We start from the raw sequence: 26,881 nt of genomic DNA on the forward strand, positions 1-26,881 counted from the left end.
TTTTAATTGGAGTATATTTGTTTTTATATTTATTTGAATGGTTCTATTTGATTACTTTACCTATGGGGGATTGTGTGTTTTAATTTTTTTTGTTATTCATGAAAAGTATTTTAATTTAATTTTTCAAATGGAGATAATGTTTTTTGGTTATGATGATGAAAGGGGAGTGCTGTTTATTTTGGGAATGATTCCTATTTTTTACCACTTAGCCCGAATTTTATAATTTCACGGTTTTTAAATCATAAAGCTCTGGCTGAGGTGTTTTATATTTTACTGATTAATCTGGATCATATTTAGTTATTACTTTTGTTCCATAATTTTCTTGGGTAAAAGATATTTCTGTTTCTCCACCCTCAAAAAATTGGGTTATAATAAGGGCTTTTTCATTCTTCCAGCTGAAGTTAACATTGATGCAATCAATTTCACATTTATATTCTAGGTTCTTATTGTTAATGATTTTTTTGGTAGTCCATCATTGTTTGTTTTATATTTTAAGTAGGATTCCGCAATATTCATTCCTTTAAAAAAACATCCTGTCATAGACTCATACCCAGAAAGTTCTTCTGCTGGGATTTCTATGTTTTTACAAATAGAATCGCCATGATACATGTTTTTATATTGATCTTTTATTAAAAGATCAAAGGAATTTAGAGTTATTTTTTTATTTTCTGAACTGATAATTTTAAAAATATCTTGATTATTACGCTCATCCGACAAAGAGAAATAAAAAATTGCCCTATGATCCTCAAAGAATATGATCGTATTATCAATAATCATAAGCTCTGAAAATGGGTATTCGCATGATTCTTCATCATTTTCAGTTAAAACCTCATAGATAGCATTATCTATATTTATCGAATATTTAGTTAAGAATAAACGGTAAAAATCAACTGCTTTATTACTCTTCCAAATTTCTATTGGTGTTCTTTTTTTAGCAACATATTTATATTTACATGTGTTTGTAATAATTACATTTTCATCAGAAAAGAAAACACTTTTTGTTAAGAATAACTTTTCTAACTTTTCTAATTCAAGGTGAATATATGGTTCTGTTATTACATCTGAAAAATAAGGGCCTTTCCATGTGACATTTTTAAATTCATGATCTAAATTGATTTTCAGAAGCAAAAGCATTTACGCAGTTTAATAATAGCGTGAATGCAATGACCACTATAAATTTATACATTATTTTTACCTTGGGAAATTGCAATTTATCCTAAAAATGAAATTAATTATCTGATTATAGAAATTTTTTGTCATTTGTTAAATATAAAACCACTCGCTATGCGGGTGGTTCTGATTGCTACTTTAATCCAGTTAGTACCAAAGTTACCATCATAATCATTACTGTTATGATTAGTACTTTTTTGACTATCTCACCATTTGTCTTTATTGCGTGAATACTACCGATATGATTGCCTAACAAACTAGCAATTATCATTGGAATACCTATAATAAATGCCATATTTCCAGATATCGCAAATGCAATGAATGCCCCTATGTTTGAGGAGAAATTAAATATCTTTGAAGTGGCAGATGCCTTAAGCAAATCTAAATTATTAATTAGATAAAGACATATTATAAAAATACTACCCGTTCCAGGACCAAAGAAACCATCATAAAAACCCACAATAAAGCAGGTCATAAAAACAATAAATACAGATTTTTTTATTTCGGATTTAACTTCGCTTTTTGAGGATAACTTTCCTTTGAAAAAAGCTGCTAACAAACCTAACGGGAGCATTCCTATTATTATATAGGTAATAATGTGACTTGGTAGATAAATTACAGCTCTGGCTCCTATATATGCACCTAAAAGAGAAGATATTATTCCTGCTGGAATTATACTCCATATAATGGATTTATTTTTTAGAAAATTTTTAATGGCAGCTATTGTACCAACAGTACTAACTAATTTTTCTTGCCCTAAAGCTAGATGAGGAGGAAGTCCTACTAACATAAATGAAGGTATTAATATTAGCCCTGCGCCACCGGCAATAGAATCGATATATCCAGCTACAAATGAAGCAAGTACTAAAATAAATATCCCTATGTATAGATATTCAGAAATTAAACTGTTTTCAATAAACATTTATTATCCTATTACTTTTAAATGGCGGTTGCATTTTTCACTAAGAAAGAATGATTGTTCTGGTTTTTTGTAAAGAGAGAAAAGTCTTAATAACCATCTCATTCAGCTTATTTTTATTCATTGATAAACTATATAGTTCATTGTTATCCATTTACGGTTACCTCTGTCACTATCCTAAAATATGTCTTTAATAAAAAACCAACATTAAAATAATAACTACGCCATTATTTAACTTTAATTTAAATATTTTTACAATTAAATTTATTTAATTAAACTAATAAAAATGTGAAATTTAAAATTATTAATATAAAACAATGCGTTATATATATTTTAGTTGGCAGGTTGTTGGTATTTTTTATTTTCATGCAAAATATATTGAATTAAATGATTAAAATAATGAATGCATTTGATTAAGAATTACACTGAGAGTGCTCATGCTTAATCTCACAAGATCACATTTTCTGGATAAGGTCATTTTTATATAGCCTTGGAATATTTCAGGAGAAAAATAGGTAAGAAACTATTTAAGGCATTATCTTACATGGATTAGAATGATAATTTTATTATGAATAATAGTTGGGCCGTTTAGGACTTTCTGTCTATTAATCACTAACACAGCCACTTTTAGCTGCGTGTTGTTTATTTTGATACTTTTGAACCCTTAAAATCTTCTGTCAAAAGCTCGTCTATAATTTATTCACCTTCAATGCTAAACAAGGAAACCCATGATGACCATGTTGAAACAGAGACAGCTTATGATTATTCGCGCATTGAATGATCAGAATCACCAGATGCGACCTATTAGTGAAGAAAAATTTCGGTTTCTTGGGGACACGTTTGGGCGAGATCAATTGGCTGATGATATCAACTACTTAATAAAAATCGGATTAGTTAACCATGATGCCATGCACTTTGATATTGATGGTGGTTATGGTTTTAATCTTGGCGCGATGGTTCTTACTGCCGCAGGTGTTGATTATGCCAATATGGATGAAATCGATCATGAGATTGATTCTATAACCATTAAAATTCATAAGAACATATTTGAACAACTCGAAACGGTAATTAATGAAACAAATTTGTCAGATGTTGAAAAGAAAAAAATCTTACACCTGATAAAAGAACAAGGAATTGAATCAATTGTCGGTCAGTGTGTTGATACTGTATTTTCCAATGCGAAATTAGCGGCTCCTGTTCTTTCTGAAGTGGCTAAAAAAGTATTGTAGTGGTTGTTAAGTCCTGCCCAACGCTGCGTTATGCCTGAATTTTTTAAGAACAAGCGATGCCGAGGTGAAAAAAGTTTTCTGTCTACGTCCATGTTTAGTTTACGTTGATAGTCAATATGCCAGAGTGTCGCTTGAAGCTTCTATATACCCGACGAATTTACCATTCCCTTGCCGCCGCGATAAATCTTGAAATCCATAGGGTATAGATTGGAAATTGTTACATAGTGTGATTCTTTTCACGCTTTGCATTCGAATTGCACAAAATTAAGAAATATTCCTAGATCAACTAAGAATCAGGCTCAAGCCAATCCTCCCCTTATTTCTTACACTGCCCAGTAATAAAAATACTTACGAACACTTTCGCTATTTTGCGATCTGCCTTTTTTATTTTTCACCTGCATCAAAAGGCCTGTCTTCTCGTGATTATCTAAGGATTTCACATGATTAAAATTCTAGAACAAATTCGTAAACCTACGCTGGATCTTCCAGTGGAAGTGCGTCGGAAAATGTGGTTCAAACCTTTTATCCAGTCGTATCTGGTCGTTTTTATTGGCTATATGGCCATGTATTTGGTGCGCAAAAACTTCAACATTGCCCAGAATGATATGATCTCGACTTATGGTTTGTCGATGACTCAGCTGGGTTTGATTGGGTTAGGTTTTTCTATCACTTACGGAATTGGTAAAACCGCTGTTGCTTATTATGCTGATGGTAGAAATACCAAGCAATTCCTGCCATTTATGCTGATCTTATCCGGCGTTGCCATGTTGGGTTTCAGCATGAGTATGGGAAATTCCAGCATCAGCGTATTCCTGATGGTGGCATGTTATGCCCTGAGTGGTTTTTTCCAAAGTATCGGTGGGCCAGCCAGCTATTCCACCATTACGAAATGGACACCGCGCAATAAACGCGGCACCTATCTTGGGTTGTGGAATATGTCCCATAACGTTGGTGGGGCAGGTGCAGCCGGGGTTGCTCTCTTTGGTGCTAACTATTTCTTTAATGGGCATGTGATAGGAATGTTTGTTTTTCCTTCTATCGTTGCCTTGATTATCGGCTTTATTGGATTGCGTTATGGTAGCGATTCACCTGAAAGTTATGGTTTGGGCAAAGTCGAAGAGTTGTTTAATGAACCTGTCAGCGAAGAAGATAACGCGGCAGAAGAAAATCAAATGACCAAGAAAGACATCTTTGTTGAGTACATCTTGAAAAACAAAGTTATTTGGTTACTTTGCTTTGCCAATATTTTTCTTTATATCGTGCGTATAGGCATCGACCAATGGTCGACGGTATATGCGTATCAAGAGCTGGGGCAGTCAAAAGAAACGGCTATCACTGGCTTTACGATGTTCGAAATCGGTGCACTGGTGGGAACCCTGATGTGGGGTTATTTGTCAGATTTGGCGAATGGCCGCCGGGCATTGGTTGCTTGTATCTCATTGGCGTTGATTATTGTTTGCCTTGAGTTCTATCAGAACGCCACCAGCGAATTCATGTACTTAGGTTCTTTGTTTGTACTTGGTTTCTTAGTATTTGGCCCACAATTATTGATTGGTGTGGCAGCCGTTGGTTTTGTACCGAAAAAAGCGATCAGTGTTGCAGACGGTGTTAAAGGAACATTCGCTTATCTAATCGGTGATAGCTTTGCCAAGCTTGGTTTGGGCATGATTGCTGATGGTGTACCGATTTTTGGCCTGACCGGTTGGAAAGGCACGTTTGTTGCCCTTGATGTTTCCGCTTTCGTTTGCCTTATTCTGCTTGCTTTTGTTGCGATTGCAGAAGAGAGAAAAATCCGAAAACAAAAACATGTGTTAGTGAATACATAACATTAGGCGGATGCTGCTGGGGGAGCCTCAGCAGCATCCGCTATCCTCCTCTATACCTATCTTCCCATCCCTTGCGAAGCCTTGTCAATAAGAGTAATTTAGTCCTCACTTCCCATTTGATAAAAATAGTGATGATTAAAGTAGCATTAGTTGATGATCATGTGATCGTGCGTTCAGGATTTGCCCAGCTTCTAAATTTAGAGCCAGATATTGAAGTCGTGGGGGAATTCAGTTCGTGTGCGGAAGCCAGACAAGGGCTGCCGGGTTCAGGCGCAACTGTATGTATTCTTGATATTTCAATGAAAGATGAAAGTGGGTTGTCTCTATTGCAGGATCTCCCTTCAGGCATCACCTGCATTATGTTGAGTGTGCATGATTCCGCTACTATGGTGGAAAACGCGTTAAAAGCGGGCGCCCGTGGTTATCTGAGTAAACGTTGCAGCCCAGATGAATTGCTTCAGGCGGTACGCACTACAGCAAACAATGGTTGCTATCTCACCCCCGATATTGTGCACAAATTGACATCATCAAAAAACAGCTCGGTGTCGTTGGATCATCTGACTAAGCGTGAGCGGCAAGTGAGTGAAATGCTTGCCAGTGGCATGGATGTCAAAGCTGTGGCGGTTGAATTGGGTTTGAGCCATAAAACAGTGCATGTTCATCGTGCCAATGCGATGAGCAAATTAGGGGTAACGAATAACGTTGGTTTAGCAAATTATTTTACTGCTGGTGATCTTTGATAAAGCCGCGAAAGTGTTTGCCATCAATGAATTCCACCCATTATGGAAAGCCTGAAATTCGTAAATGACTGGGCAGGAGAAGAAGTCGTACGCTTTTGCCTCTATGCCTGATCGGCACGTCATAACACCACCAGATCCACACCCGCCAAGCACACACTGTCGGTTAACGTCATTCAACCGCGCGTTACACCCATCACCATCCTGGCTCGCACGCCAAACGTGCGACTGAGTGTTGCTATGGCGGTATTGAACGCCTCTTTTGCGATTACCGCAATTCCCACCGGAAAGTTGACTGATTACCACCCGTTGTGCACGTTTGCTCCTCCGCCTCATTTGTACGCAAAAGGGGGCGTTCTTGTGCAGTTATGCAAAAGAGGGGGGAAACCTTACCTGAGCCGGCCTTGTGCGAGGTTTAAATATCAAGAAAAACTGTGCAATTTTATGAGAAATTGTGGGGCGATTTTTATCTAATTAAATCTTTGATCACGTGATACATGTTTTATATCCTATTAACTCCAAGTTTCAGGAAGCAATGCATTATCATCCCGCGTCGCGGGATGATAATGCATGCACCTTGAAGTACGACGCGTATAGTATCTATTCCCTAGTAGATCGAACAGATCTTAAAAATTTCATCATATTTCATATCATTGTAGCCTACCAATATTTACTAATAAGTTCTATTCATTAAATGAGAATAAATGTATTATTAGTTTCATAGTCTTAAGCATTCCTGATTGGTGGGTTAGATCTAAAAGCAATGAATTATATTATCATAATCTTCAACTATAATTATGAGATTTATTAAATTAATATAATCTTCAATAAAATAAATAAATAAATAAATAAATAAAATGATTTTTATATGTAAACATTATTCAATTCTATTTATTATAATTTTGTTTTTCAATTTAATCTTATATAAATCAATGTACTTCTAGTTGGGTATACTCTACATTTTTATATTAAATAAATTATTATTAGCAAACCAAGTAAAAATCAAATGACATATAATCAAACTCCTATTGTACAAGTTTCTCGTGGTGATCTAATTTATGGATTATCTAGAGAAAGGCAAAAATACGTTATAGCTTACGCACCATTTCGTTTTATTAATATGAATTATAATCCAAAAGACGTTGATTATATACCTACAACTATAGATCATTATTTAATTCCATTTGAAAAATTTAATAATGAAAGAAAGTTGGCGCATATTGAAAAAGGTGCGGTTTTTGAAAAATTGGTGGCTTTTGAAAAATTGGCATCTTTTGAAAAATTAGAGTCTTTTAAAGAATTAGCGTCTTTTAAAGAATTGGAGAATTCTGAAAAATCGGCAATTTCTAATTTATGTAAAGAGAGAAATCAAACTAAATTGAATATAGGAAGTGCTCAAAGGCGCGAATATAACTTGAATCTGCCTAAAAAACGAGGATTTAGGGATAATTATAACGCACATATGATAGGTCATAAAGCATATTACACCGCTATGTTACCTGAACATGATAAACGTCAGTTGGATTATGAGGTGCGTAAAAAACACTTTATCAGAAAGTGCAAAGGGGGATTATCTTGGGTTGTCACGGACAGTGACCCTATAGCTCAAAAAATTAAGGTACATTTTATTCTTGATGGCTTAGACATGAGATCTATAGTAAGTAAACAACCTTATGTCAATAATAAAACTGGTGAAGTTAGTAAAACCAGTATAACTGCAAGTGAATTGAGGTGGATCTATAGGAATAGACACAATCCTAAGGTGAAACAAAAAATACACTTTTGGTTTGAAGGGAAACCTACGATTCCACCCTGGGAAAGCGAAGAAGGAAAGATGATATGGCAAAAATACGTACCAAAATATTTATCAGAGTGATTATTTAAAATATTCTTTTCATATTTTCCTTATCTTACTAAGATTTTTAATACGCAGCCGCAACGTATTGCGGCGCACCTTTTTCCGAGTTTTCCGAGCGTCAAACTCACACAACCTTAGTGCCCGCCCGTCTTCTGCTTCCATCAACCTGATTTCACTATCAACAAACCGCATAATTTGGTCGTCAAAACTGATGGACATACCTTTCATAAACATCATGCCGACCGTTCTGTACACGATGGGGTAGCTGGTTACTGCTGTAAATTTCATGATTTCTGGCAACATCGCTTCTTCTTTCAGATTTAAGCTGGCCTGAAACGCTGACTTTCTCGCCCTGTACGTCATTCTCAGCCGTGTTTAAGTGGGTTGATGCCTCATTCCAATATATTTGATAGCATCTTGGTGCTAGATCGCCATGTGCAAGGTGTTGAACTGAACGCCGAACGATTTAATCAAACTCAATAAGAAATTAACGTTTTGTAACAAATATTATTTTTTGAATGCAGTTTGAAATGTTACTGTTTCATCAATAATTCTTATTTGGTCTAGCGAAATGTATGATTTAACATCTCAAGCAGCATGGATACACGGCACTTTATTTATAATAGGAATGGCTATAATTATTTATAGTTTGCGTTTTATAAAGGCAGTTCAAGGAAAGAAGTATCTTGAATTTATAGGGGTAGTGGTGATGGTTATTGGGGTAGGATTAGTCTTCATTGCAGCTATCTACGCCTTATGGTTAGTCTTTATCTATGTATTATGCCTGTTAATTTGCCATAACTCCCCGCTTTGGGCGCTATTCTCATAGTTGGCAAATCTAAATACCACAATGGCTGCGCTCCGGTATGGATTTTTGTTTTTTGGTACTCAAACGCTATCACGTGCAAAGCATCACCATTGGCGGTACCAATGAAGCGGTGCACGAACTAGTTTGCCAATTTTTTCCGGCAGCGACCTTATTGAAACATTCCGCGCCCCTCAAGCGTATACTGGCTATGAAAGCCCAAATGCTGATCCGCGTCGGTCGGCTTGAAAGGACGCGGCATTTACCCTTAGCTATCTCGCGCCGATTATCACCGGCTGGGATTTGCTGAACTGCATAGAGTGAGCCAAAAATGGCCGTTGGCATGAAACCTCGATTGATTTTTTCGGGCTGGCGCGCTTAAGAACCTGTATCAACAAACCACATAATCTGGTCGTCAAAACTGATGGACATACCTTTTATATACATCATGCCGACCGTTCTGCGCTTGATAGGGTAGCCGGTTACTGCCGTAAATTTCATGATTTCTGGCAATATAGCTTCTTCTTTCCGATTTAAAACAATGCGGGAAATAACCCGCTGACCTGATGATGCACATTATCCAGTCCAGTAACCGGGAAGGGGATGTGGTGGCAGATTTCTTTATGGGGACTGGGGGTAACTTTAAAAGTAGCATTAAAATTAAATCGCCGTGTTTTGGGCGTAGAACTGGAAGAAGAACGATTTAATTAAATTGAACAAGAAATTCAATCCACTCTCCGGTAATTCCGGATAATTCAGTTTGTAGCTATTAATACTTTTTATTCAACTTAGGGTATTTCATCAGCAGTAAACTTTGACTTTACAACTTAAAAGATGGGCTGAGATATAGACTAATTTGGTTTAATGGCTAATTGTAGAGTATTAAAACGTATTAATATCTACAGCACGTACTGTATTAAAATAAGAACCTGGCTTAAATATTATTAATTGGCTAATTAGCAGTAGGAAGAAGCGATCTTTAACGAATAATAAAGTGAGGGATTTATGTCTGACGTTAATAAACCAGAAAATAATGATAAAGAATGTTTACTTTCTCCAGATCAATTCAAAGATAGTGTGGCACCTGTCGGTTCTTTTCCTTGGGCAATTATTCAAGTGTATCTAGGGAAATACCTGCGCCGTAAAGACTGGCGCTTTCCTACTCAATCTATACGCCTTAAACCCCAAATAGGTGCGGAGCTAATCTATATAGAGGAGTATGATGAAGACGAATGGGTGTCATGGTTTCCGAAGCAAAAAGATATGGTGGCGTGTGATTGGGAGATATGTGTTGCTGATAAAAAGCAAATAAATTGATTTCATTTATTTGTTAAGGCCGCTTATTGCGGTCTTAATAAATTTGCAACATTCTTATATTTATAATGGTACTGTGATTACCGACACCCCCCTTATACGTAATCCTATTTTGCATATAACATTTATGGAGGACAGTTCTGCAGAGAAGGTAGTTTATTATACCAATCCAAACACGCCACTGGTGCTATATGACCCTCTACTTGGAACATGAACAACAAAAGCTAAAGCAAATTCGAGGCTCTTTCCGTCAAGCCGTTGACGAGACACAATCTCACCTTATATGACGTCATGAACGCGATGTAACATCACTGGTAATTGGCATGGATGTCGCATAATATTTATGCGTTGAATCATTACCAAACCCGTCTATTCAAGGCGGATTTGTCAGTCGTGTGACATGTAATCCCATAGCAGCTTTACTTCATGTCAGCATGCTGCTACGCCAGCTGAGACGATATTCTTCCTGTACGCAATTGTGATTCCACTACGCCGCCCACTGAAAAATCACTAAATTTAGCGCCTATTTATCATAATAAATAAAAGGCAATGAATTTAATTAATTCGTCGTTGTGTGGGTAACTAAAAATTATCATGGGAATTAATATTTAATCATCATTAAATGACAATAGATCATTTTAAGTTAATATTAAAATTTAAAAAAATATTTTTTATGTAATTTAATCGATTATTTTTTTATTTATAATGAAAATCCCCAAGCCATCAAAAAGGTAAATTCCATGGGTGAAAAAAATTTTGTCAATATATCAAATAATACAATGTCCGTTTCAGTTAAAGGTAGGGATGATAAGCATTATCATAGTGTTACAGTGCCAGCATTAGGCTCTGCGCATGTAAATTATACAGGGTATTACCTGTCTCAGATAAATATTTTAATAGAAACTCAGGTGATTTATTTCAACCAGAATTTAATGTCTTCTGATATTTCAGGAGATTTAAGTGGTTTCTTTAATAGTCGTTCAGAGTTTACAATTAATTTCAATATAAATACTTATCAATTTTATATAACTTAATGATAGTCACCTAAATATTAGTTCAATGAATACAATTGGTGAGGTTTATAATATGAGCTATAAATTTATAATTAATAAAGTAGGGGTAGGTATATCAGTTTACTTGACTGCTGCTAGTGGGACAGAGGCAGGAACAGACATAGGTGAGGGTAATTCAAAGAAAATATATTATGGCTCCAGAGAAGATGATAGATTGGTAATGTTAATGGTTCGTTTCAGTAGAAATATAGGAGAAGTGATTGAAATTAATTACACAACTTCCACGATTGGAGTGGGGATTGACGCAGTATTTAACAACAATACACATCTCTTGTTATCAAATGACATGATTAAGGATCCATATACTATTAGAGTAAGTGGTTATAATTAATAATGTTTGCAGGAAGGGTTTAATAAAATAATGGAGTGATGTAATCATGTTTTTTAAAAACTATCACTCCATTGAAATAAAGAAACCACTCTTAATTGATACTCTATGTCAGATTTAACTTGAAAATTTCAATTGGCTAATTACAAGATAACAATATCATCTAAGCATAATTTGTTTATTGAGTTTTATTTTTCTGATTAACACCGTTCATGAGGCAAACGGCGCAAAAAAATTTCTTCAAACTCCTTTCGGGGATAGCGCTCAATAAGCAGTTTCTCAATCAGAAAATTTTCATAATCATCAAACAACGTAAACGTATCAAAGAAAGCCAGCTCCCCTCTATACAGTTTTGGGTAAAGAATTTTTATACTCCGTTTCCCCATTATCTCCGTCATTCTTGATAAATAAAATGTACGTTGTCACCCGTTAGTGGCATTTTTAATTTCAACCATTGGGATCTCTCCTATGGTTGATTTATGGGTTGGGCAAAAAGAGTAACTCTATTGCTTTTACTTGTTTATTTCATCGGCAACTCTTTGCGTCGGGTTATCGCCGTCTGTCAGTATTAGCGATGGCCCTTACCCTTGAACGAACAGACAGAATCAAAAATAACTCATGCCGCCGTGTTGGACGGGACATTATCAGATAGGCTGTATCCTTGGCTATAACGCAGATGAGGCATTGGGTGTACACAGCGGTATCTCTTCCCTGAAGAACAACAATGGCCTTGAACTCATCTACATTGATGTCCGGGTGCAGATGCCGGCGGATTCGGTGTGGAACCAACGGCAGAAAGTGCAAGACTCGGATTAGTTTTGAATTTACATAGTCACGTAAGGGGAGTAGGTTGATTGTATACCTGAAAGGGAGAATATGACACTTAAACTAGTAGCCGTATATCCAGATGCCTATGTATTTGTAGAGCCAGACCCAAAAGAACGAGATAAAAAACGATTAACTATCTCGTGTCATGGCGAGAAAACAGGTGTAATGATAAATGGAACTTATTTTGGAGCATTAGGAGTTGCTCAACTTATTCGCGGTTGGGCTGCAAGCATCGCTAATTTGCATAGTGTTCGGATGATTATCTGTGGCTCCGCAGATCCAGGTTCTAGTATGACGATAAAACCATTAGCCATGGAATTATCTGCACAGTTGCGAGATATTTTAATTAAGGGGTATGTGCGTAAAGTTGCTGCAAATTGTGCTTTTCCAACTGTGTACGATTGTTTTTGTACATATGGAAGGCAGGCTGTTGAATACGGGTTGAGCTGCTTTTCCATATCCAAGGACGATCCTTTGTACCATTTCCACAGCGTAGTTTTTTTAAACGGAGTTCAGGTAAAACAAACTATGAACGGGCACGATTTCGTAACGTTGGGATATGATGGTAAGGCACGGCCTTTTGGCCTGTATAAATAAAGTGAAATTTAATCTTTTAACTTCCTTTATTTCCGCCAGAGATGAGAACTGCAACTCCCACCCTGAACAGTAATTAAATAAAGCCAGAAAGTTAACTAAATCGAGATTTCCTGTCTTTCAACCCCCCTTGATTCCACTAATCTCCGGCTCTCTGGCGGAAGTTAACAAAATCAATAGATTACGTTAAATGGGAGAATTATCCTCTTTAACTCGTTAATATTCTCAGCGATCCCCTTCATCCAAAGTGGGATATCACACCTTGAGTATGGTGATTTCCGTCATGGCTAGGCAACTCATCAATAATCTCGCCATCCTCTAATGGAGGACGGGATATAACTGCATAGGTAGATACGGAATTATCCCGTATGTTAAAGGGCAGAAATCTACCCTTTAGAAATCACTCATTTTTCTGCTGCATGAGTTTGTTGAATTTTTAATGTAGTGATTGTGGGTGCAGTTCTGTATATACCTGCCACAAGACGTTTAATGAACGGTGTCCTGTAACCTGAGCCACCTCTTCAATCGAGAACCCAGCTTCGAATAGGCGACTTGCGCCTTCCCTGCGTAGATCGTGATAGCGGAGATCTTGAATACCCAATTCTTTGCACGCATCGTGAAATGCATTAGATATGCTTCTCACATTGTAGGGAAATATAAGTTCACTATCAGATGTTGGTTGGTTTTGAACAATATCCCATGCTTCTCCAAGCAAGGGAACAAACATGTGATTACCCATTTTTATCATTCGAAGGAAATCCATTTTGCTCCAATTCAGCCATCCTCATAGCACCCCCTGTTTTTGCGTGGGATTGTTTTCCGAAAGTGCGATTCTCCCTATAAATATATTTACCGCCAGATTTGACACCAACGGGGCAACGATAGCGGGCAGTGCCGTCTGCGCGAGGGTGCTTTTGTATGTTATAGTGAGCCATGTGCGATGCTCTCCAGCTCAAATTTTCACGATTTAAAGGGAGCCTGATAATCCCAAAATAGCCTGACGTCCTTAAAAGCACGAAAATTAGCAAAACAGAAATCCAAATAATTCAGTGCAATAGTCAGGTGTGGTGGGGAGTTAGCGTGTCATCTGGGAAATTTTTTCTTTTTATGCGCCGATATCTACTTAATTCATTCTGTGGTTGGTTGTTGTTTTCTTGCTGGTGGTTTTGTTTATGGGTAATTGCCTATTATTTTCTCAATGATTCCGAACTGGCTATATTATTTTTTCCCTTTGCTTTACGTCTTGGCATTGTATTGCATATCCCGAAGAGCTACTGGCCAACGATTTACGGGGCAGAATGTGGGCTAACTATCTGTTTGGCATTATTAATGGGGCAGCCACAATGGTTGACGGTATTAACCGCCAGCATCGCCAGTCTGCCAATTGTTTGGTTTGCCAGTCATTATTATTGTGGCACCCAATGGCAGCGATTTGCTGTCATGATGAGTGTTATTTTGGCAAGTGCCATTATTAATGTTGTGGCAGTAAGCAATCATAATTCGACCTTGCTCATTGCATTTTTAGTGAGTTTAACTGGCGGTGTTATGGTGGTGCCCCTGTGTTATTTAGTGTGGCACTACTTATTCCAGAATATTTGGCACCCTTTGACTGCCAACCTTGTTATGTATCGGGTTCACTTTCGCCTGCGCCATATTTTTCTCTATATTTTACTGTTTTTACTTAATATTTTTGTTCAGGTAGGGTATCCCAATGAGCTGCGCTATTTTGCGCCGTTCTGTCTGGCTATCCCCATTATTTTGTTGGCTTTCCGGTATGGCTGGCATGGCGCTGTGCTTGGCACCTTGCTAAATAGCATCGCATTGATTGCGGCTCGTAGCGGTGTTTCAAATATGGAGATAACAGATTTATTGTTGTCACTTTTGGTACAGACGATAACAGGGATCATGCTTGGCATGGCTGTTCAGCGTCAGCGGGATCTCAATGCGCAGTTAAAACGCCAGCTATATCGCAATCACAGTTTATCCCGTCAATTAGTGAAAGCCGAAGAATCTGTGAGACGAGATATTGCCCGGGAATTGCATGATGAAATTGGTCAAAATATTACGGCTATCCGAACGCAGGCTAATATTATTCAACGAGTAGAGGCTGCGCCAGTAACGTCCAATTGCGCAAAAACCATCGAATCATTATCCCTTAATGTCTATGATACGACTAAAGGTTTGCTCAGTCGGTTGCGTCCTAAAATTCTTGATGATCTTGGTCTGAAAGAAGCCATTGAACAATTATTGCGGGATATGGAATTTGAAGCTCAAGGGATCATCGTGGATATATTCTGGGCAGATAATTCGGCTGTGGCAATTGAACAATTAAGTGATACCACCAAAATAACGGTATATCGTCTTTGTCAGGAAGCACTGAATAATGCACTGAAATATTCTCAGGCAGATCGTATTGAGTTGCATTTTTCCGTTAAGGGAATGATTCACTTGTCGATTAAGGATAATGGAATTGGCTGTAAGGCCGAAGATCATATGAAAGGATTTGGCTTGCGTGGTATGCGAGAACGTGTACAGGCACTCGGTGGCAAATTCTCTGTCAGTAATGGAAAAAAGCATATCGAAAAAACGGATAATGAAAAAACTTATAGCGAAAAACGACAGCATAATTTGATTAATGCTGGAACAAATTTGTCGATCATTTTGCCCAAACTTTAAGACGAGTCATGACATTTTTTCTTCAATCTAAGCCAGCACATCACCGTCATTTATCTGATGGAGAAATCAGAGAGCAATATCGTTACTGGCGTTTGCATATCATGCTTAGCCTTTATATCGGCTATGCCCTGTTTTATTTTACCCGCAAAAGTTTTAACTATGCGATGCCGGCAATGATAACCGATCTTGGCCTTGATAAAGGTGATATTGGCCTTATCGGGACTTTATTTTATATCACTTACGGTTGCTCTAAATTTCTTTCCGGCATCATTTCAGATAGCTCTAATCCCCGTTATTTTATGGGTATTGGTTTAATTGCTACCGGGGTTATCAATATTTTCTTCGGATTATCCAGCTCAATCGCGATGTTTACCTTTCTTTGGGTATTAAATGCGTGGTTTCAGGGATGGGGTTCCCCATCATGTGCCAAGTTGCTTACCTCTTGGTATTCCCGTTCAGAGCGCGGGTTTTGGTGGTCATTGTGGAATACTTCGCACCATACCGGGAGTGCTTTGGTTGCATTGCTTGTGAGTTTTTTAACACTGCATTTTAGCTGGCGTGAAGGATTTATTGTGCCGGGTTGTTTGGGGATTCTTGCGGGGCTCTTTTTATGCTACCGATTACGCGATAAACCAGCCACGATGGGATTACCGACGATTGGTCAATATCGTAATGATGGTCTGGAAAAGATGCAGGAAAATGAAGGGCAGGGGTTAACAACCAAAGAGATATTGAAAATTTATGTGTTCCGCAATAAGTATATTTGGCTGCTTTCTCTGAGTTATGTGCTGGTTTACATTGTTCGTACGGTGATTAATGATTGGGGCAATCTTTATCTGACGGAATATCACCATTATGATTTGGTGAGTGCCAACGCAGTATTATCGCTTTTTGAGGTTGGTGGGTTTATGGGGTCTTTGGTGGCAGGTTGGGGATCAGACCGATTATTTGGTGGCAACCGAGGGCCAATGAACCTGATTTTCGCCATGGGAATTTTTTTGTCTGTGGCGGCATTGTGGTTGATGCCGGTCACTAATTTGGTTTTCCAATCAATCGGTTTTTTCACAGTAGGCTTTTTTGTTTTTGGCCCGCAATTGTTGATTGGTATGGCTGCCGCTGAATGTTCACATAAAGATGCTGCGGGAGCTGCTACCGGGTTTGTCGGCCTGTTTGCTTATACCGGCGCTGCTCTTGCGGGTTATCCTGTTGCCATTATTTTGGATAATTATCATTGGACAGGGCTGTTTATAGCGATTTCTATCTGTTCAGTAATGATTGGGTTACTTTTGCTTCCTTTCCTGCAAGCTCAATTTCCAAGAGAGAAAGTACAGGATTAATTGGTAGTTTTAATTGATTGTGTGAGTATAAAAGCTCAGGGATGGATAGATAAAGGCCCTTGCTTAAGGGGCCGTATTTCGTTTAAGCCATTCTTCTTTGGTGATTTCCCATATTTCACTGTCATACTTCCCTGATACATATTCCTTTTCTTTTGCATTTATTTTCCTGGCTCCTTGCGCCAATGAAATTCTTTGGGAACCCTGATTAATACTGGCTTTTTGTGCTCTGAGAACAGGTTTGCCGAGTATATTAAACCAATAATCAGTGACTTTTTCACAGGCTTCGCGCATAAATCCTTGGCCTTGGTATTCTAATGATAACCAGAAGCCGCGGTTGTTATCTTGCTTATCATATAAGCCAATGACACCGATGAGCGCGTCAGGATTGTCTTTCACTCTTATCGACCAAATCCAGGCTTTTCCGGACTGGATGGCGGGAAAAGCCACGTTGTTGACAAAATACTCAGCACCATTATCAGGGTAGGGCCAAGGAACAGCTCCGCTATCCAGATATTTGACAATTTCCCAATGAGGGAATTTTTGCTGGATTTGGGGAGCATCGTTATAAGCGAGTTTTTTCAGCAGAAGCCGTTTGGTTTCTAAATTATCGAAGGGCATTTCACATTCCTTTTGTTGATTGTTTATTTTATGAAAAAATAGTGTTAACTAAAAGGCGGGTCAATTCGATTTTGGCAATTAATGGGATAAGGGCAGATTTCAAAAACATGGTATAGTATGCCCCCTGTTTCTCCTATCCACCGGTATGTTATGTCTTATCAATGTCCTTTATGCCACTCTCCATTGTCGTTTGTTCACAATCAATGGCGTTGTAACAATAATCACCAGTTTGATCGTGCAAAAGAGGGGTATGTCAATTTATTGCCCGTTCAACATAAACGTTCAAAGGAGCCGGGTGATAGTGTGGAGATGATGCAAGCAAGAAGGGCGTTTCTGCATTCGGGGCATTATCGCTCTTTACAACAAAAATCCGTTGATTTACTTAACGAATATTTGCCAGAAAATGCAGGGATGTTGCTGGATATTGGTTGTGGTGAAGGTTATTACACCGCAGCAGTACAGGCACAATTAAGTTGCCATCGAAATTTGGCAGTCTATGGTTTAGACGTGGCAAAAGTGGCTGTTCGTTATGCAGCTAAACGGTATTCCAAAGTCAATTTTTGTGTGGCATCCAGTCACCGATTACCATTTTCAGATAGTTCTCTGGATGGCATTTTGCGGATTTATGCGCCGTGCAAAGCAACGGAATTAGCGCGAGTGGTGAAACCCGATGGCATTGTTTTAACCGTGACACCCGGCACACGACATTTATACCAATTAAAGGAATTGATTTATCAAGAAGTGCATTTGCACCCTGAAAATCAGGAACAGTGGGTAGGATTTGAGCTGATTTCAACGGAAACGCTGTCTTATCCCATGTTGCTGGATGGCGAACAAGCCCATAATTTATTGCAAATGACACCTTTTGCGTGGCGTGCGTCGGAAGAAATTAAAACCAAATTGCTATCGGAAAAAGAATTTAATTGTGAAGCCGATTTTATGTTGAAGGTATATCAACGTATTTAATCACCATAGAAGTGTGGCGTTTTGTGAGTATTAATTTAGTTTATAAGATTAATTAAATAATAATAAACACTCACAAAACGTTAGCTGTATATCTTAGCAATTACATCTTATCAAGAATATGATTAATATGATTATCACCTGCTTCGCTGAAATCCGGGAGATATGAATACATGATTCTAACTCGACTCTCACTTTTTAAGTGAGCGTACATGCTATTTATAGCGATTTCTATTCTATCTATTGTGAATCTACTTATTTTTTCCAATTTTCCACCAGTATTGGGGTCAAATACAAATAAGCTTTCCTTATTCCAAAAAACAAGTCCAACATGATTTAAAAATTCTGCATCTGGTGATGAATATAATGTATTCATATCATGATTATATAGTGTATTTATAGGGATTTCAGCGGTCTTTTCATATTCCATGACACCTAATAATAAAAGAGCACAGCCTTCGTCAGGGAAATTGCCTCCTGTAAATCCATAACCCCCTAAAGGATTACTTTGTGTTTTTTTTGTATAAAAATCATGTCAATATTAAAATGAAACTGTTGGCTGGATAATGCACCTTTTCCACGTTGATAGATTATTTCTGAATGCTTTTTGGCTATATTGAATGCATTTTGGAGTGATGGGAATTTGAAATTTTCTACACTCATAAAATACTCCATAAAATTATGCGATAGGTTGTAATCGGATTGATATGTTTCATCCATTATTTTTTTTAAAATATATATGGAAATTGCACTGCAAAAACCAGCTTTAGGGCCGAAAGATCGACAACTAATAATTTCATTTTCTCTTAAATGATTAATATAATAACCTTGGTTAAAAAAGAAGAAATCGTTCATAATATGCTTCCTCTCTAATTCAGTATTTTGTTTAAAAAACTCCAAATAGTTATCTAATCTTAGTTAATGAAATAGCATTTATCCATTATGTTTAAGATGGTTGTTCAATGTATTGTTTTTTTTGTTTTTGTTTTTGTTTTTGTTTTTGTTTTTGTTTTTGTTTTTGTTTTTTGCTTATCTTTGGCGCTCTTAACGCGTTTTACCAGACTAAACTTGGTTAGTTATTTAAAAATAAGGTTAACTAAAAGTTATAGGTACCTAATAAAAACTCATTGTCAAACAAAAGGTAACCAAAGTAATTTGATTGATCACTGTTGTTAAATACCAATATTAAATAGTAACAGTGAAGGATCTGGTAAACTGACGTGAGGTAAAAAGAATGATTTTAAATGCCAGTTATACATTACTAGTGGCATGTTTAGCTTTGCTCATTGGTATGTTTGTGGTTAAACACACTCCTTTTTTGCAAAAAAACCATATTCCAGAAGCCGTTATTGGTGGGTTCATTGTTGCGATTATTCTATTAATTGTTGATAAGGCAATTGGATATACATTTATATTTGATACTTCATTACAAAATTTGTTAATGGTGAGTTTTTTCTCTTCTATTGGATTAAGTTCTGATTTTTCTCGCTTGATAAAAGGGGGAAAGCCACTTGTATTATTGACTGTTGCAGTCACAATCCTTATTGCCATCCAAAATACGGTCGGTATAAGTATGGCTGTGATGATGAATGAAAGTCCGTTTATTGGTCTAATTGCAGGCTCTGTCACATTAACGGGAGGCCATGGTAACGCCGGTGCTTGGGGGCCAATTTTAGCTGACAAATACGGTGTGACAGGTGCCGTTGAATTAGCTATGGCCTGTGCGACCATGGGGCTGGTTTTGGGGGGCTTAATCGGTGGGCCTGTTGCAAGGCACTTATTGAAAAAAGTCACAATACCGAAAGCAACAGAGCAAGAACGTGATACGGTTGTTGAGATTTTTGAGCAACCTAGCGTTAAAAGGAAAATTAATGCCAATAATGTGATTGAAACCATCTCAATGATGATCATCTGTATTGTTGTGGGCGGTTATATCAGCACCTTATTTAAAGATACCATTTTTCAAATGCCGACTTTTGTATGGTGTTTATTTGTCGGGATCACTATTCGTAACGTGTTGGCGCATGTTTTTAAACATGAGGTTTTTGAGCCAACCGTGGATGTTTTAGGCAGCGTGGCCTTATCACTCTTCTTGGCGATGGCATTAATGTCATTGAAATTCGGTCAACTGGCCAGCATGGCGGGCCCAGTATTAATCATTATCGCAGCACAGGCTGTTGTGATGGTGTTATTTGCTTGTTTTGTGACATTCAAAATGATGGGCAAAGATTATGATGCGGTCGTTATTAGTGCGGGGCATTGTGGTTTCGGCATGGGGGCAACGCCAACCGCTATTGCGAATATGCAGACAATAACTAAGGCCTTCGCTCCGTCACATAAAGCTTTCCTTATTGTACCCATGGTTGGTGCCTTTATTGTTGATATTTCAAACAGCATTCTAATTAAAATCTTTATTGAAATTAGCGCCTACCTTACTTAAGTTCATCACTGTATCTCATCAGTGGTTTGCTCGTATAACAAAAATGTATGGGGAAATCACTGAGTTTTATCTATTTTTTTCTTTGAAAATTCACGGTAAATTGTCTTTTTGTAAACTATTTAGTGACTGAGTTATCTGATTGTTATCATTTTTTTAGATAAAATATTTTCTAAAAAGAATAACAGCTTGCAGACTACTAAAGATGAAACTAAGACACCTCGATATTTTTTATGCCGTGATGACTTGCGGTTCACTAACCCGAGCGGCAGAAGTTTTACACATATCTCAACCTGCTGCCAGTAAGGCGCTTAAGCATGCTGAACAACAATTGGGTCTTGCTTTATTCCAACGCATCAGAGGGAAGTTATTACCCACTGATGAAGCATTGCAGCTCTTTGATGAAGCAAAGGTTGTTTACCGAAATTTAGATCGGTTAAGAATACTGGCACAAAATTTAGCCAAGGATCCGCAGGGGAAACTGGCGATTGGTTGCTTGCCTAGCTTAGGTTTGAGCTTAGTACCGGAAGTCACTGCCCAGTTCATTAAAAAACACCCCAATATAAAACTAACCATTGGCACTCATCATACGGTTGATATTTTACAATTATTAACACAGCAGGATTTAGATATTGGCATTGGTTTCAATTTGGCTATTGAAGGAGGCATTACGGTTCTGCCAATCGCCGAAATTCCGCTTGTTTATATCGATAATATAAGAAAGCAATCCCCTGTTTCATTAGCTGATATTGATAAAGAGCGTTGGATTCATCCTGGCTCAGACTCCCTTGTGCAATTACTGTTGCAATACCAAGAGCTTCCGGCTTCCAATGTTAGTGTTCATACTTATCATATGGCTGCGGAGTTTGTGCAGGCAGGGTTAGGATGCAGTATCACGGATATCTTTTCCGCTGAACATACCTTGCCAGAATTCATGATCTACCCCTTAAAAGAAAACTTACATTTAGCAGTATCCGTTTTTCATCGGGCAGATAAACCGCTAACTAAGGCGGCTCAAAACTATGTAAATACGCTATCACTTACTCTTGAGAGGAGAAATAAATTACTTAACCAAAGGTTATACTCTGGCAATGAAAACTCAATTGATTAGTTGGCTTATCCGCCGTTAAATAAGGACTCTCCAGTTATTATTGGTTGCGGATAATTATGAAAAAACATGTGGTGGTTATTGGTGCCGGTGTGATTGGGTTAAGCACTGCATATGCTTTAATTAAAGCAGGCCAAATCGTCACTCTGTTGGAATCAGAATCAGATGTTGGGATGCAAACCAGTTTTGCCAATGGTGGGCAGCTCAGTTATCGTTATGTTTCTCCTCTTGCGGATGCCGGTGTTCCATTGCAGGGGTTGTGCTGGATGGGGAAAGATGATTCACCGCTGAACTTAAATATTCAATTCTCTTTACAGCAGTGGTCTTGGTTAGCGCAGTTTACTTTGGCCTGTAATCGAAAAACCAATAAAGTTAATGGGGCTCATTTACTGCGGCTTTCGTTATTAAGCCAAAAAATCATGGAAGTATGGCGTACAAATGGGAATATTGATGATTTTTTATGGGAAAAATCAGGAAAGTTAATTATTTACCGCGATAAAAAAAGCTTTCAAAAAGCGTGTGAAACGATCGATAGCCAATTTCAGCAAGTTTTGAATGCACAAGAAACGGTTTCTTTAGAACCGTCATTAAAAAACATTCAGTCACAGTTAGTAGGTGCCATTTATTCGCCAGACGATGAAAATGCGGACTGCTACTTATTCTGCCAAAGGTTGTTGAAATATTTATTGACACAACCACAATTTAATTTGCGTTTACAACATTCAGTTAAATCCTTTATTAAAAAAAATAACCGCATTATTGGAGTTGCCACTCACCAGGGAACTATTTTTTCCGATGATGTCATTATCTGTGCCGGTAATAAAAGCCGAGAGTTATTGCAATCACTTGGTATAAATGTGCCTATCCTGGGTCTGAAAGGCTATAGCTTAAGTGTACCTTACCCACAAAAATCACATGATTTACCGAAAATAAATATCACCGATTACGGCAATAAAATTGTTTATGCTAAATTAGGCCAACAATTACGTATCGCTGCGATGGTTGATATTGGTTATGATAAATCTGGGTTGCGTAATAATAGAATAACGGCGTTAAAAAATATTATTCAAAAAACGTTTCCAGAACTACCGAATATGGATGAAGCAGAAACATGGAGCGGTTTACGTCCATCAACACCAACAGGTTTACCAATTTTAGGTAAATCCGATTATGCTAATTTATGGTTAAATATTGGGCATGGAAGCTTAGGTTTCACATTAGCCGCAGGAAGTGCTGCAATACTCAGTCAATTAATTACAGAACAGACTTCACCTATTTCTTTAGCAGGATTAACGAGGTAAGACGTAATGATAAAACGAAATAACCCCAAACCACGTTTAGCTGATAGTGTTGAATATGCAGGATTAATCTACTTATCAGGCCAAATCCCCAATGATTTTTCAGGCGATATTACTCAACAAACTAAAGAAGTGCTCGCGAAAATCGATGCACTGCTGGCCGCCGGGAATAGCAATAAAACACGCATTCTTTCTGCCCAAGTTTGGCTCAAGGACATAAAACATGATTTTGAAGCCTTTAATGACGTTTGGGTATCTTGGATGCCGACAGAAAATAGTCCTGCTCGAGCCGCTGTTGAAGCCAACATGGCACGCGAACAAGTCCTTGTCGAAATTATGGTAACGGCAGCGCAACTGTAAATATTGGCAATTTAGCGAAAAGGTGGGGTCTGTTAACCCCTCCATATGATATTGAATTATTAATAACTGCACCTTGTTAATTTCATTTTTCAGGTGCAGTTCAGGCAATCTATTTTTTGCTAATTTCTTGTTTTGTTAATTCATTTCTTTATTAATTTATATGCATATGCCGATTTTTTAGTTGATTACTCTGCATACATAAATAATTTAAGGTGTTCGAATAAGATATTAAATCCAATAATAATTAATATTATTCCACCCATCAATTCTGCTTTTTTGCCCAGTAGAGGGCCAATATAGCGACCAATCAGCATTCCCAATGTAGCCATAATCATGGTCATCAGGCCAATTGTCATTGCAGTGTGCACAATATCGACTTGCAGGAGGGCTAAACTCACCCCCATGACCATGGCATCAAGGCTGGTGGCGATGGCCGTGAAGATTAATGTCGTTGAACTGTGTTGGGATGCGTTTTTTTGGGTTGCTCCAGATTCTTGCTTGAGACTTTCAATAATCATTCTGGAGCCAAGAATGAGCAGCAATGTGAAGGCTATCCAGTGATCCCATTCCATAATGTATTGGCTGGCATAAAGCCCCAATGACCACCCGATTAAAGGTGTGACGGCTTCCACTGAACCAAAGATAATGCCTGTACGGATAGCTTCACGGAAACGGGGGCGTTTAAGGGCGGCTCCTTTCCCTATCGCTGCGGCAAAAGCATCCATGGAAAGCGCGAGTGAAAGAACAAGTATAGTGTAAAAACTCATCAAAACAGCCTCGGTCGGGGAATTCCATATACACACAACTCACCCCCAACCTAACGGTGTTGTTATGTGCCTATGGTCTTGCCAACCGAGTAGAATCCATCTATTTTTTATTGATTAAGTTATCGAAAATTAACATTGATCAATAAATTTGAGACTCTTCGGCATTCGTACCACGTTTTATTTTAAACGAGTATGTTGATACGAATTTTCCAGATATTATCCGGAACAGGCTACTCCCCAATGACTGAAACGGACAATATCATAACCAGAATAAAAGGCAAAAAATATTTTCTCATCTATTTTGCATGATTTCGATAATGATAATCATTATTATTTTCTGACAAGAAATTGATAAATTTTCTCTAAATCATCCAAATTTGTTACTGAGATATATATTTTATTCTGTTCCAATTCCATCATAAGAATGCCATCTTCAGAGAGATTCATTGATTTAATATTGTCATAAGAAAAAAAACGATTGGAATAATAAAAACCTTGTTGTTTGAATATTAACTTTGGCGAGCGAATATAACCCAGATATAACGTTATTAAAATGATAAATGACAATAAATAAGTTGTGAATTGGCTGCCATGTGACGAGACATTATTGTAAATAACAATGACGATCAAAATAATGAATATTAGGGCATCAATGCGCTGTTTTCTTTTTAGTTTTATGCTTAATAGCGTTTTTCCCTTGAGCCGGTCGATAATAAATTCATCATAAATTGAAAAAGCGAGCATTAACGCAATCAAAATCATCAAGAGGGCATCATTCAGGCTCATTTTTCATTCCTATTTCTCACAATGAATGGGCATTTTATCTTGTTTTTTAATAAAGAAATGGGGAAGCAAAACCTCCCCATTTCTTGAAGCGATGTAGAAAAACTGGTTCTAACCCAGGAAACCAAAGCGGAAGCCGACGATCCCCAAAATGAAGAACCCAACGATTATCCATAGCGGGTTAACTTTTTTCCGCAATAGCCACATACAACCGAATGTGAGCAGCAGTGGCATTAAACCCGGCATTAACTGATCCAGAATAGTCTGGACGGTAGTCACCTTAACTACACCGGTGATTGGATCCGGAACTTCAGAAACGACCAACGGAATATCGACCCTTGTCCATTTATTAACCAGCGCTCCCATGACAAATAAGCCAAGAATTGAGGCTCCTTCTGTCATTTTTTGCAAGAAACCGCCGCCCATATCTTTAACGATATCCAGACCTTTTTTATAGCCATAGGATACACCAAAGTAACGGGTAATCAGTCGTACCAAATTGAACAGGACGAAAAACAGGATAGGCCCAAGCATGCTGCCGCTCATGGCAATCCCGGCACCAAGGGCCGCAAATACCGGACGAACGGTGCCCCAGAAAATTGGGTCGCCGACACCGGCCAGAGGCCCCATTAACCCAACTTTGATACCGTTGATGGCACCGTCATCAATGTCAGCGCCGTTGGCACGTTGCTCTTCCATTGCCATCGTGACACCAAGGATTGGTGCAGCAACATAAGGATGAGTGTTGAAGAATTCCATGTGGCGTTTGATAGCCTGTTTTCTTTCTTCAGTGTTTTCAGGATATAAGCGACGAATGGCCGGAACCATTGAAAAGCAGAAACCGAGTGCCTGCATACGTTCAAAGTTCCATGAACCCTGAAATAAGTTAGAGCGGAGGACAACACCACGGATATCGCTTCGTGTCAGTTTTTTCTGACCTATATTTGTTGTCTCTGACATGTTGTTTATCCTCTTAATCTAATTCGTTATCAAGGTCGTTTGAGGTATTGCCGGCAGGGGCGGCAGCCTGAGATTGGTTGTATTTAGGGCTAAGTTGGATATACAGGATAGCCATAACCACACCAATTACACCTAATGCAACAAGGTTGAAATCAGTAAAGGCAGCGGTAACGAAACCAAGGTAGAAGAATGGCATCAGATAACCGGCACGCATCATGTTAATCACCATTGCATAACCAACAACCACAATCATGCCGCCTGCGATATTCAATCCGCTGGTCACAACCTGCGGGATGGAATTCAACATGTGCTGAACTTCAGATGTTCCGACTGATATAGCGACAACCAGGGCAGGGATAGCGATTCTCATCGCCTGCAACATCAACGCGGAGATATGCAGCACAGTGATTGCACGAAGATTGCCGTTTTCTGCCGCCTTATCGCCGGCATGCTGGAAACCAACAGTCAGAGTACGAACGATAATGGTCAATACTTGCCCAGCGGCAGCCAGAGGGATGGCCAAGGCAATGCCGGCACCGACATCTTGCCCGCCGGCAATAACCAGAATGGTTGAAATAATGGAGGCCAGAGCCGCATCGGGAGCGACTGCTGCGCCGATATTCATCCATCCAAGCGCGATCATTTCCAGCGTACCACCGATAATGATACCGGTCTTCATATCACCAAGAACCAAGCCGACTAACGTACAGGCAACCAAAGGGCGGTGAAATTGAAATTCATCGAGAATAGAACCCATACCTGCAATACAGGCAACGATGAATATCAACACAAGCTGAACAACGGTAATTTCCATTGTTTTTCTCCTATAACCAAATGTAATTTGGTAAGAACTTTGTTATTGAGTAATGGTTAATAAAATGACATCTGTTTTT

At 38.2% G+C, this 26,881-nt stretch carries 28 protein-coding genes, 3 pseudogenes and 1 riboswitch; of the genes and pseudogenes, 18 read left to right on the top strand and 13 right to left on the bottom strand.

Features of this window, described 5'->3' with window-relative positions:
- Window positions 1–435 precede the first annotated feature (435 nt).
- Both BM100_RS06805 and BM100_RS06810 read right to left on the bottom strand, forming a co-directional pair.
- Entirely contained in the window at window positions 436–1,134 is a 699-nt protein-coding gene (locus BM100_RS06805; protein WP_092509239.1) for a hypothetical protein, read from the bottom strand.
- A 169-nt stretch (window positions 1,135–1,303) separates the two neighbouring features.
- A complete protein-coding gene (locus tag BM100_RS06810; protein WP_092509241.1) occupies window positions 1,304–2,092 on the bottom strand; it encodes a sulfite exporter TauE/SafE family protein in 789 nt (262 codons plus the stop codon).
- A gap of 725 nt (window positions 2,093–2,817) precedes the next feature.
- Here BM100_RS06810 and BM100_RS06815 point away from each other — a divergent pair.
- The 5 genes and pseudogenes from BM100_RS06815 to BM100_RS06830 all read left to right on the top strand — a co-directional run bounded on the left by BM100_RS06815 (window position 2,818) and on the right by BM100_RS06830 (window position 7,757).
- Entirely contained in the window at window positions 2,818–3,318 is a 501-nt protein-coding gene (locus tag BM100_RS06815; RefSeq protein ID WP_139216939.1) for a hypothetical protein, read from the top strand.
- A 440-nt stretch (window positions 3,319–3,758) separates the two neighbouring features.
- On the top strand, window positions 3,759–5,144 hold the full coding sequence (uhpT, locus tag BM100_RS06820; RefSeq protein ID WP_092509245.1) for a hexose-6-phosphate:phosphate antiporter: 1,386 nt from the start codon (window positions 3,759–3,761) through the stop codon (window positions 5,142–5,144).
- 131 nt (window positions 5,145–5,275) lie between these two features.
- Entirely contained in the window at window positions 5,276–5,884 is a 609-nt protein-coding gene (gene uhpA / locus BM100_RS06825; protein ID WP_092509247.1) for a response regulator transcription factor UhpA, read from the top strand.
- Window positions 5,883–5,995 (top strand): annotated as a pseudogene (locus BM100_RS23570) (phage portal protein); the annotation flags it as partial. The gene uhpA and the pseudogene BM100_RS23570, both read left to right, overlap by 2 nt.
- Before the next feature lie 892 nt (window positions 5,996–6,887).
- Window positions 6,888–7,757 carry a hypothetical protein gene (locus BM100_RS06830; RefSeq protein ID WP_092509249.1) on the top strand — a complete coding sequence of 290 codons (870 nt, stop codon included), beginning with the start codon at window positions 6,888–6,890 and terminating at the stop codon, window positions 7,755–7,757.
- 18 nt (window positions 7,758–7,775) lie between these two features.
- Here the strand turns inward: BM100_RS06830 and BM100_RS06835 are convergent, their stop codons facing one another.
- Window positions 7,776–8,102, bottom strand: a complete 327-nt coding sequence (locus BM100_RS06835) for a hypothetical protein (RefSeq protein WP_092509251.1) — start codon at window positions 8,100–8,102, stop codon at window positions 7,776–7,778.
- An 820-nt stretch (window positions 8,103–8,922) separates the two neighbouring features.
- Window positions 8,923–9,057: a hypothetical protein gene (locus tag BM100_RS23825; protein WP_274539921.1), complete on the bottom strand. Its 135-nt coding sequence runs from the start codon at window positions 9,055–9,057 to the stop codon at window positions 8,923–8,925.
- 41 nt (window positions 9,058–9,098) lie between these two features.
- On the opposite strand from BM100_RS23825, the pseudogene BM100_RS06845 reads away from it, so the two are divergent.
- From BM100_RS06845 to BM100_RS06875, 6 genes and pseudogenes are all read left to right on the top strand, one after another.
- Window positions 9,099–9,255: pseudogene (locus tag BM100_RS06845) on the top strand (DNA methyltransferase); the annotation flags it as partial.
- Window positions 9,256–9,549: 294 nt separating this feature from the next.
- Window positions 9,550–9,861 carry a Thoeris anti-defense Tad2 family protein gene (locus tag BM100_RS06850; RefSeq protein WP_092509255.1) on the top strand — a complete coding sequence of 104 codons (312 nt, stop codon included), beginning with the start codon at window positions 9,550–9,552 and terminating at the stop codon, window positions 9,859–9,861.
- Window positions 9,862–10,598: 737 nt separating this feature from the next.
- On the top strand, window positions 10,599–10,892 hold the full coding sequence (locus BM100_RS06855; RefSeq protein ID WP_092509257.1) for a hypothetical protein: 294 nt from the start codon (window positions 10,599–10,601) through the stop codon (window positions 10,890–10,892).
- A 52-nt stretch (window positions 10,893–10,944) separates the two neighbouring features.
- Window positions 10,945–11,262, top strand: a complete 318-nt coding sequence (locus BM100_RS06860; protein ID WP_092509259.1) for a hypothetical protein — start codon at window positions 10,945–10,947, stop codon at window positions 11,260–11,262.
- A gap of 615 nt (window positions 11,263–11,877) precedes the next feature.
- Window positions 11,878–12,075 carry a phage tail fiber protein gene (locus tag BM100_RS06870; RefSeq protein ID WP_092509263.1) on the top strand — a complete coding sequence of 66 codons (198 nt, stop codon included), beginning with the start codon at window positions 11,878–11,880 and terminating at the stop codon, window positions 12,073–12,075.
- A gap of 60 nt (window positions 12,076–12,135) precedes the next feature.
- A complete protein-coding gene (locus BM100_RS06875; RefSeq protein WP_092509265.1) occupies window positions 12,136–12,684 on the top strand; it encodes a hypothetical protein in 549 nt (182 codons plus the stop codon).
- A 433-nt stretch (window positions 12,685–13,117) separates the two neighbouring features.
- On the opposite strand, the pseudogene BM100_RS24035 reads toward BM100_RS06875, so the two are convergent.
- Both BM100_RS24035 and BM100_RS24040 read right to left on the bottom strand, forming a co-directional pair.
- Window positions 13,118–13,423, bottom strand: a pseudogene (locus BM100_RS24035) (tyrosine-type recombinase/integrase); the annotation flags it as partial.
- On the bottom strand, window positions 13,413–13,616 hold the full coding sequence (locus tag BM100_RS24040) for a hypothetical protein (RefSeq protein ID WP_420855288.1): 204 nt from the start codon (window positions 13,614–13,616) through the stop codon (window positions 13,413–13,415). The pseudogene BM100_RS24035 and the gene BM100_RS24040, both read right to left, overlap by 11 nt.
- Window positions 13,617–13,788: 172 nt before the next feature.
- On the opposite strand from BM100_RS24040, the gene uhpB reads away from it, so the two are divergent.
- Both uhpB and uhpC read left to right on the top strand, forming a co-directional pair.
- Window positions 13,789–15,357 (top strand): signal transduction histidine-protein kinase/phosphatase UhpB, encoded by a 1,569-nt coding sequence (uhpB, locus tag BM100_RS06885; RefSeq protein ID WP_092509267.1) that lies wholly within the window; start codon window positions 13,789–13,791, stop codon window positions 15,355–15,357.
- Between the two features lie 8 nt (window positions 15,358–15,365).
- Window positions 15,366–16,694, top strand: coding sequence for an MFS transporter (gene uhpC / locus BM100_RS06890; RefSeq protein WP_092509269.1), 1,329 nt, complete (start codon window positions 15,366–15,368; stop codon window positions 16,692–16,694).
- A gap of 63 nt (window positions 16,695–16,757) precedes the next feature.
- On the opposite strand, the gene BM100_RS06895 is transcribed toward uhpC, so the two are convergent.
- Window positions 16,758–17,312, bottom strand: coding sequence for a GNAT family N-acetyltransferase (locus tag BM100_RS06895; RefSeq protein ID WP_092509271.1), 555 nt, complete (start codon window positions 17,310–17,312; stop codon window positions 16,758–16,760).
- A gap of 150 nt (window positions 17,313–17,462) precedes the next feature.
- Here BM100_RS06895 and rlmA point away from each other — a divergent pair, with 150 nt between their 5' ends.
- Window positions 17,463–18,278 (top strand): 23S rRNA (guanine(745)-N(1))-methyltransferase, encoded by an 816-nt coding sequence (gene rlmA / locus BM100_RS06900; protein WP_092509273.1) that lies wholly within the window; start codon window positions 17,463–17,465, stop codon window positions 18,276–18,278.
- A 100-nt stretch (window positions 18,279–18,378) separates the two neighbouring features.
- On the opposite strand, the gene BM100_RS06905 is transcribed toward rlmA, so the two are convergent.
- Together BM100_RS06905 and BM100_RS06910 are read right to left on the bottom strand one after the other, a co-directional pair.
- Window positions 18,379–18,705, bottom strand: coding sequence for a hypothetical protein (locus tag BM100_RS06905; RefSeq protein WP_092509275.1), 327 nt, complete (start codon window positions 18,703–18,705; stop codon window positions 18,379–18,381).
- Between the two features lie 65 nt (window positions 18,706–18,770).
- Window positions 18,771–19,130 carry a hypothetical protein gene (locus tag BM100_RS06910; RefSeq protein ID WP_092509277.1) on the bottom strand — a complete coding sequence of 120 codons (360 nt, stop codon included), beginning with the start codon at window positions 19,128–19,130 and terminating at the stop codon, window positions 18,771–18,773.
- A gap of 379 nt (window positions 19,131–19,509) precedes the next feature.
- Between BM100_RS06910 and gltS the strand changes: the two genes are divergently transcribed.
- From gltS to BM100_RS06930, 4 genes are all read left to right on the top strand, one after another.
- A complete protein-coding gene (gltS, locus tag BM100_RS06915) occupies window positions 19,510–20,715 on the top strand; it encodes a sodium/glutamate symporter (protein WP_092509279.1) in 1,206 nt (401 codons plus the stop codon).
- A 202-nt stretch (window positions 20,716–20,917) separates the two neighbouring features.
- Window positions 20,918–21,823, top strand: coding sequence for a LysR family transcriptional regulator (locus BM100_RS06920; protein ID WP_092509281.1), 906 nt, complete (start codon window positions 20,918–20,920; stop codon window positions 21,821–21,823).
- Window positions 21,824–21,879: 56 nt separating this feature from the next.
- Window positions 21,880–23,121, top strand: a complete 1,242-nt coding sequence (locus BM100_RS06925; RefSeq protein WP_092509283.1) for a D-amino acid dehydrogenase — start codon at window positions 21,880–21,882, stop codon at window positions 23,119–23,121.
- Window positions 23,122–23,127: 6 nt separating this feature from the next.
- A complete protein-coding gene (locus BM100_RS06930) occupies window positions 23,128–23,478 on the top strand; it encodes a RidA family protein (RefSeq protein ID WP_092509285.1) in 351 nt (116 codons plus the stop codon).
- A 185-nt stretch (window positions 23,479–23,663) separates the two neighbouring features.
- On the opposite strand, the gene mntP is transcribed toward BM100_RS06930, so the two are convergent.
- The 4 genes from mntP to BM100_RS06950 form a co-directional block, all read right to left on the bottom strand.
- Window positions 23,664–24,245, bottom strand: coding sequence for a manganese efflux pump MntP (mntP, locus tag BM100_RS06935; protein WP_139216940.1), 582 nt, complete (start codon window positions 24,243–24,245; stop codon window positions 23,664–23,666).
- A gap of 137 nt (window positions 24,246–24,382) precedes the next feature.
- Window positions 24,383–24,498: riboswitch (yybP-ykoY riboswitch) on the bottom strand.
- A 77-nt stretch (window positions 24,499–24,575) separates the two neighbouring features.
- Entirely contained in the window at window positions 24,576–25,031 is a 456-nt protein-coding gene (locus tag BM100_RS06940) for a DUF986 family protein (protein WP_092509289.1), read from the bottom strand.
- Window positions 25,032–25,139: 108 nt separating this feature from the next.
- On the bottom strand, window positions 25,140–25,988 hold the full coding sequence (locus tag BM100_RS06945; RefSeq protein ID WP_092509291.1) for a PTS mannose transporter subunit IID: 849 nt from the start codon (window positions 25,986–25,988) through the stop codon (window positions 25,140–25,142).
- Window positions 25,989–26,001: 13 nt separating this feature from the next.
- Entirely contained in the window at window positions 26,002–26,802 is an 801-nt protein-coding gene (locus tag BM100_RS06950) for a PTS mannose/fructose/sorbose transporter subunit IIC (protein WP_092509293.1), read from the bottom strand.
- Between the last annotated feature and the right edge of the window lie 79 nt (window positions 26,803–26,881).

The organism is Xenorhabdus mauleonii (genome assembly GCF_900113945.1).
Lineage (GTDB): Bacteria > Pseudomonadota > Gammaproteobacteria > Enterobacterales > Enterobacteriaceae > Xenorhabdus > Xenorhabdus mauleonii.

Excerpts from the sequence above, each read along its gene's own strand:
- BM100_RS06905 (WP_092509275.1), bottom strand. The coding sequence starts at position 18,705 with ATGGAATATGAAAAGACCGCTGAAATCCCTATAAATACACTATATAAT.
- BM100_RS06950 (WP_092509293.1), bottom strand. The coding sequence starts at position 26,802 with ATGGAAATTACCGTTGTTCAGCTTGTGTTGATATTCATCGTTGCCTGT.
- uhpT (WP_092509245.1), top strand. The coding sequence starts at position 3,759 with ATGATTAAAATTCTAGAACAAATTCGTAAACCTACGCTGGATCTTCCA.
- BM100_RS06850 (WP_092509255.1), top strand. The coding sequence starts at position 9,550 with ATGTCTGACGTTAATAAACCAGAAAATAATGATAAAGAATGTTTACTT.
- BM100_RS06940 (WP_092509289.1), bottom strand. The coding sequence starts at position 25,031 with ATGAGCCTGAATGATGCCCTCTTGATGATTTTGATTGCGTTAATGCTC.
- BM100_RS06945 (WP_092509291.1), bottom strand. The coding sequence starts at position 25,988 with ATGTCAGAGACAACAAATATAGGTCAGAAAAAACTGACACGAAGCGAT.
- BM100_RS06860 (WP_092509259.1), top strand. The coding sequence starts at position 10,945 with ATGAGCTATAAATTTATAATTAATAAAGTAGGGGTAGGTATATCAGTT.
- BM100_RS06810 (WP_092509241.1), bottom strand. The coding sequence starts at position 2,092 with ATGTTTATTGAAAACAGTTTAATTTCTGAATATCTATACATAGGGATA.
- uhpA (WP_092509247.1), top strand. The coding sequence starts at position 5,276 with ATGATTAAAGTAGCATTAGTTGATGATCATGTGATCGTGCGTTCAGGA.
- rlmA (WP_092509273.1), top strand. The coding sequence starts at position 17,463 with ATGTCTTATCAATGTCCTTTATGCCACTCTCCATTGTCGTTTGTTCAC.
- BM100_RS06930 (WP_092509285.1), top strand. The coding sequence starts at position 23,128 with ATGATAAAACGAAATAACCCCAAACCACGTTTAGCTGATAGTGTTGAA.
- BM100_RS06925 (WP_092509283.1), top strand. The coding sequence starts at position 21,880 with ATGAAAAAACATGTGGTGGTTATTGGTGCCGGTGTGATTGGGTTAAGC.
- BM100_RS06805 (WP_092509239.1), bottom strand. The coding sequence starts at position 1,134 with ATGCTTTTGCTTCTGAAAATCAATTTAGATCATGAATTTAAAAATGTC.
- BM100_RS06835 (WP_092509251.1), bottom strand. The coding sequence starts at position 8,102 with ATGACGTACAGGGCGAGAAAGTCAGCGTTTCAGGCCAGCTTAAATCTG.
- BM100_RS24040 (WP_420855288.1), bottom strand. The coding sequence starts at position 13,616 with ATGGCTCACTATAACATACAAAAGCACCCTCGCGCAGACGGCACTGCC.
- BM100_RS06830 (WP_092509249.1), top strand. The coding sequence starts at position 6,888 with ATGACATATAATCAAACTCCTATTGTACAAGTTTCTCGTGGTGATCTA.
- BM100_RS06870 (WP_092509263.1), top strand. The coding sequence starts at position 11,878 with ATGCCGCCGTGTTGGACGGGACATTATCAGATAGGCTGTATCCTTGGC.
- BM100_RS06895 (WP_092509271.1), bottom strand. The coding sequence starts at position 17,312 with ATGCCCTTCGATAATTTAGAAACCAAACGGCTTCTGCTGAAAAAACTC.
- BM100_RS06910 (WP_092509277.1), bottom strand. The coding sequence starts at position 19,130 with ATGAACGATTTCTTCTTTTTTAACCAAGGTTATTATATTAATCATTTA.
- mntP (WP_139216940.1), bottom strand. The coding sequence starts at position 24,245 with ATGAGTTTTTACACTATACTTGTTCTTTCACTCGCGCTTTCCATGGAT.
- BM100_RS06875 (WP_092509265.1), top strand. The coding sequence starts at position 12,136 with ATGACACTTAAACTAGTAGCCGTATATCCAGATGCCTATGTATTTGTA.
- BM100_RS06920 (WP_092509281.1), top strand. The coding sequence starts at position 20,918 with ATGAAACTAAGACACCTCGATATTTTTTATGCCGTGATGACTTGCGGT.
- BM100_RS06815 (WP_139216939.1), top strand. The coding sequence starts at position 2,818 with ATGATGACCATGTTGAAACAGAGACAGCTTATGATTATTCGCGCATTG.
- gltS (WP_092509279.1), top strand. The coding sequence starts at position 19,510 with ATGATTTTAAATGCCAGTTATACATTACTAGTGGCATGTTTAGCTTTG.
- BM100_RS06855 (WP_092509257.1), top strand. The coding sequence starts at position 10,599 with ATGGGTGAAAAAAATTTTGTCAATATATCAAATAATACAATGTCCGTT.
- uhpB (WP_092509267.1), top strand. The coding sequence starts at position 13,789 with ATGCGCCGATATCTACTTAATTCATTCTGTGGTTGGTTGTTGTTTTCT.
- uhpC (WP_092509269.1), top strand. The coding sequence starts at position 15,366 with ATGACATTTTTTCTTCAATCTAAGCCAGCACATCACCGTCATTTATCT.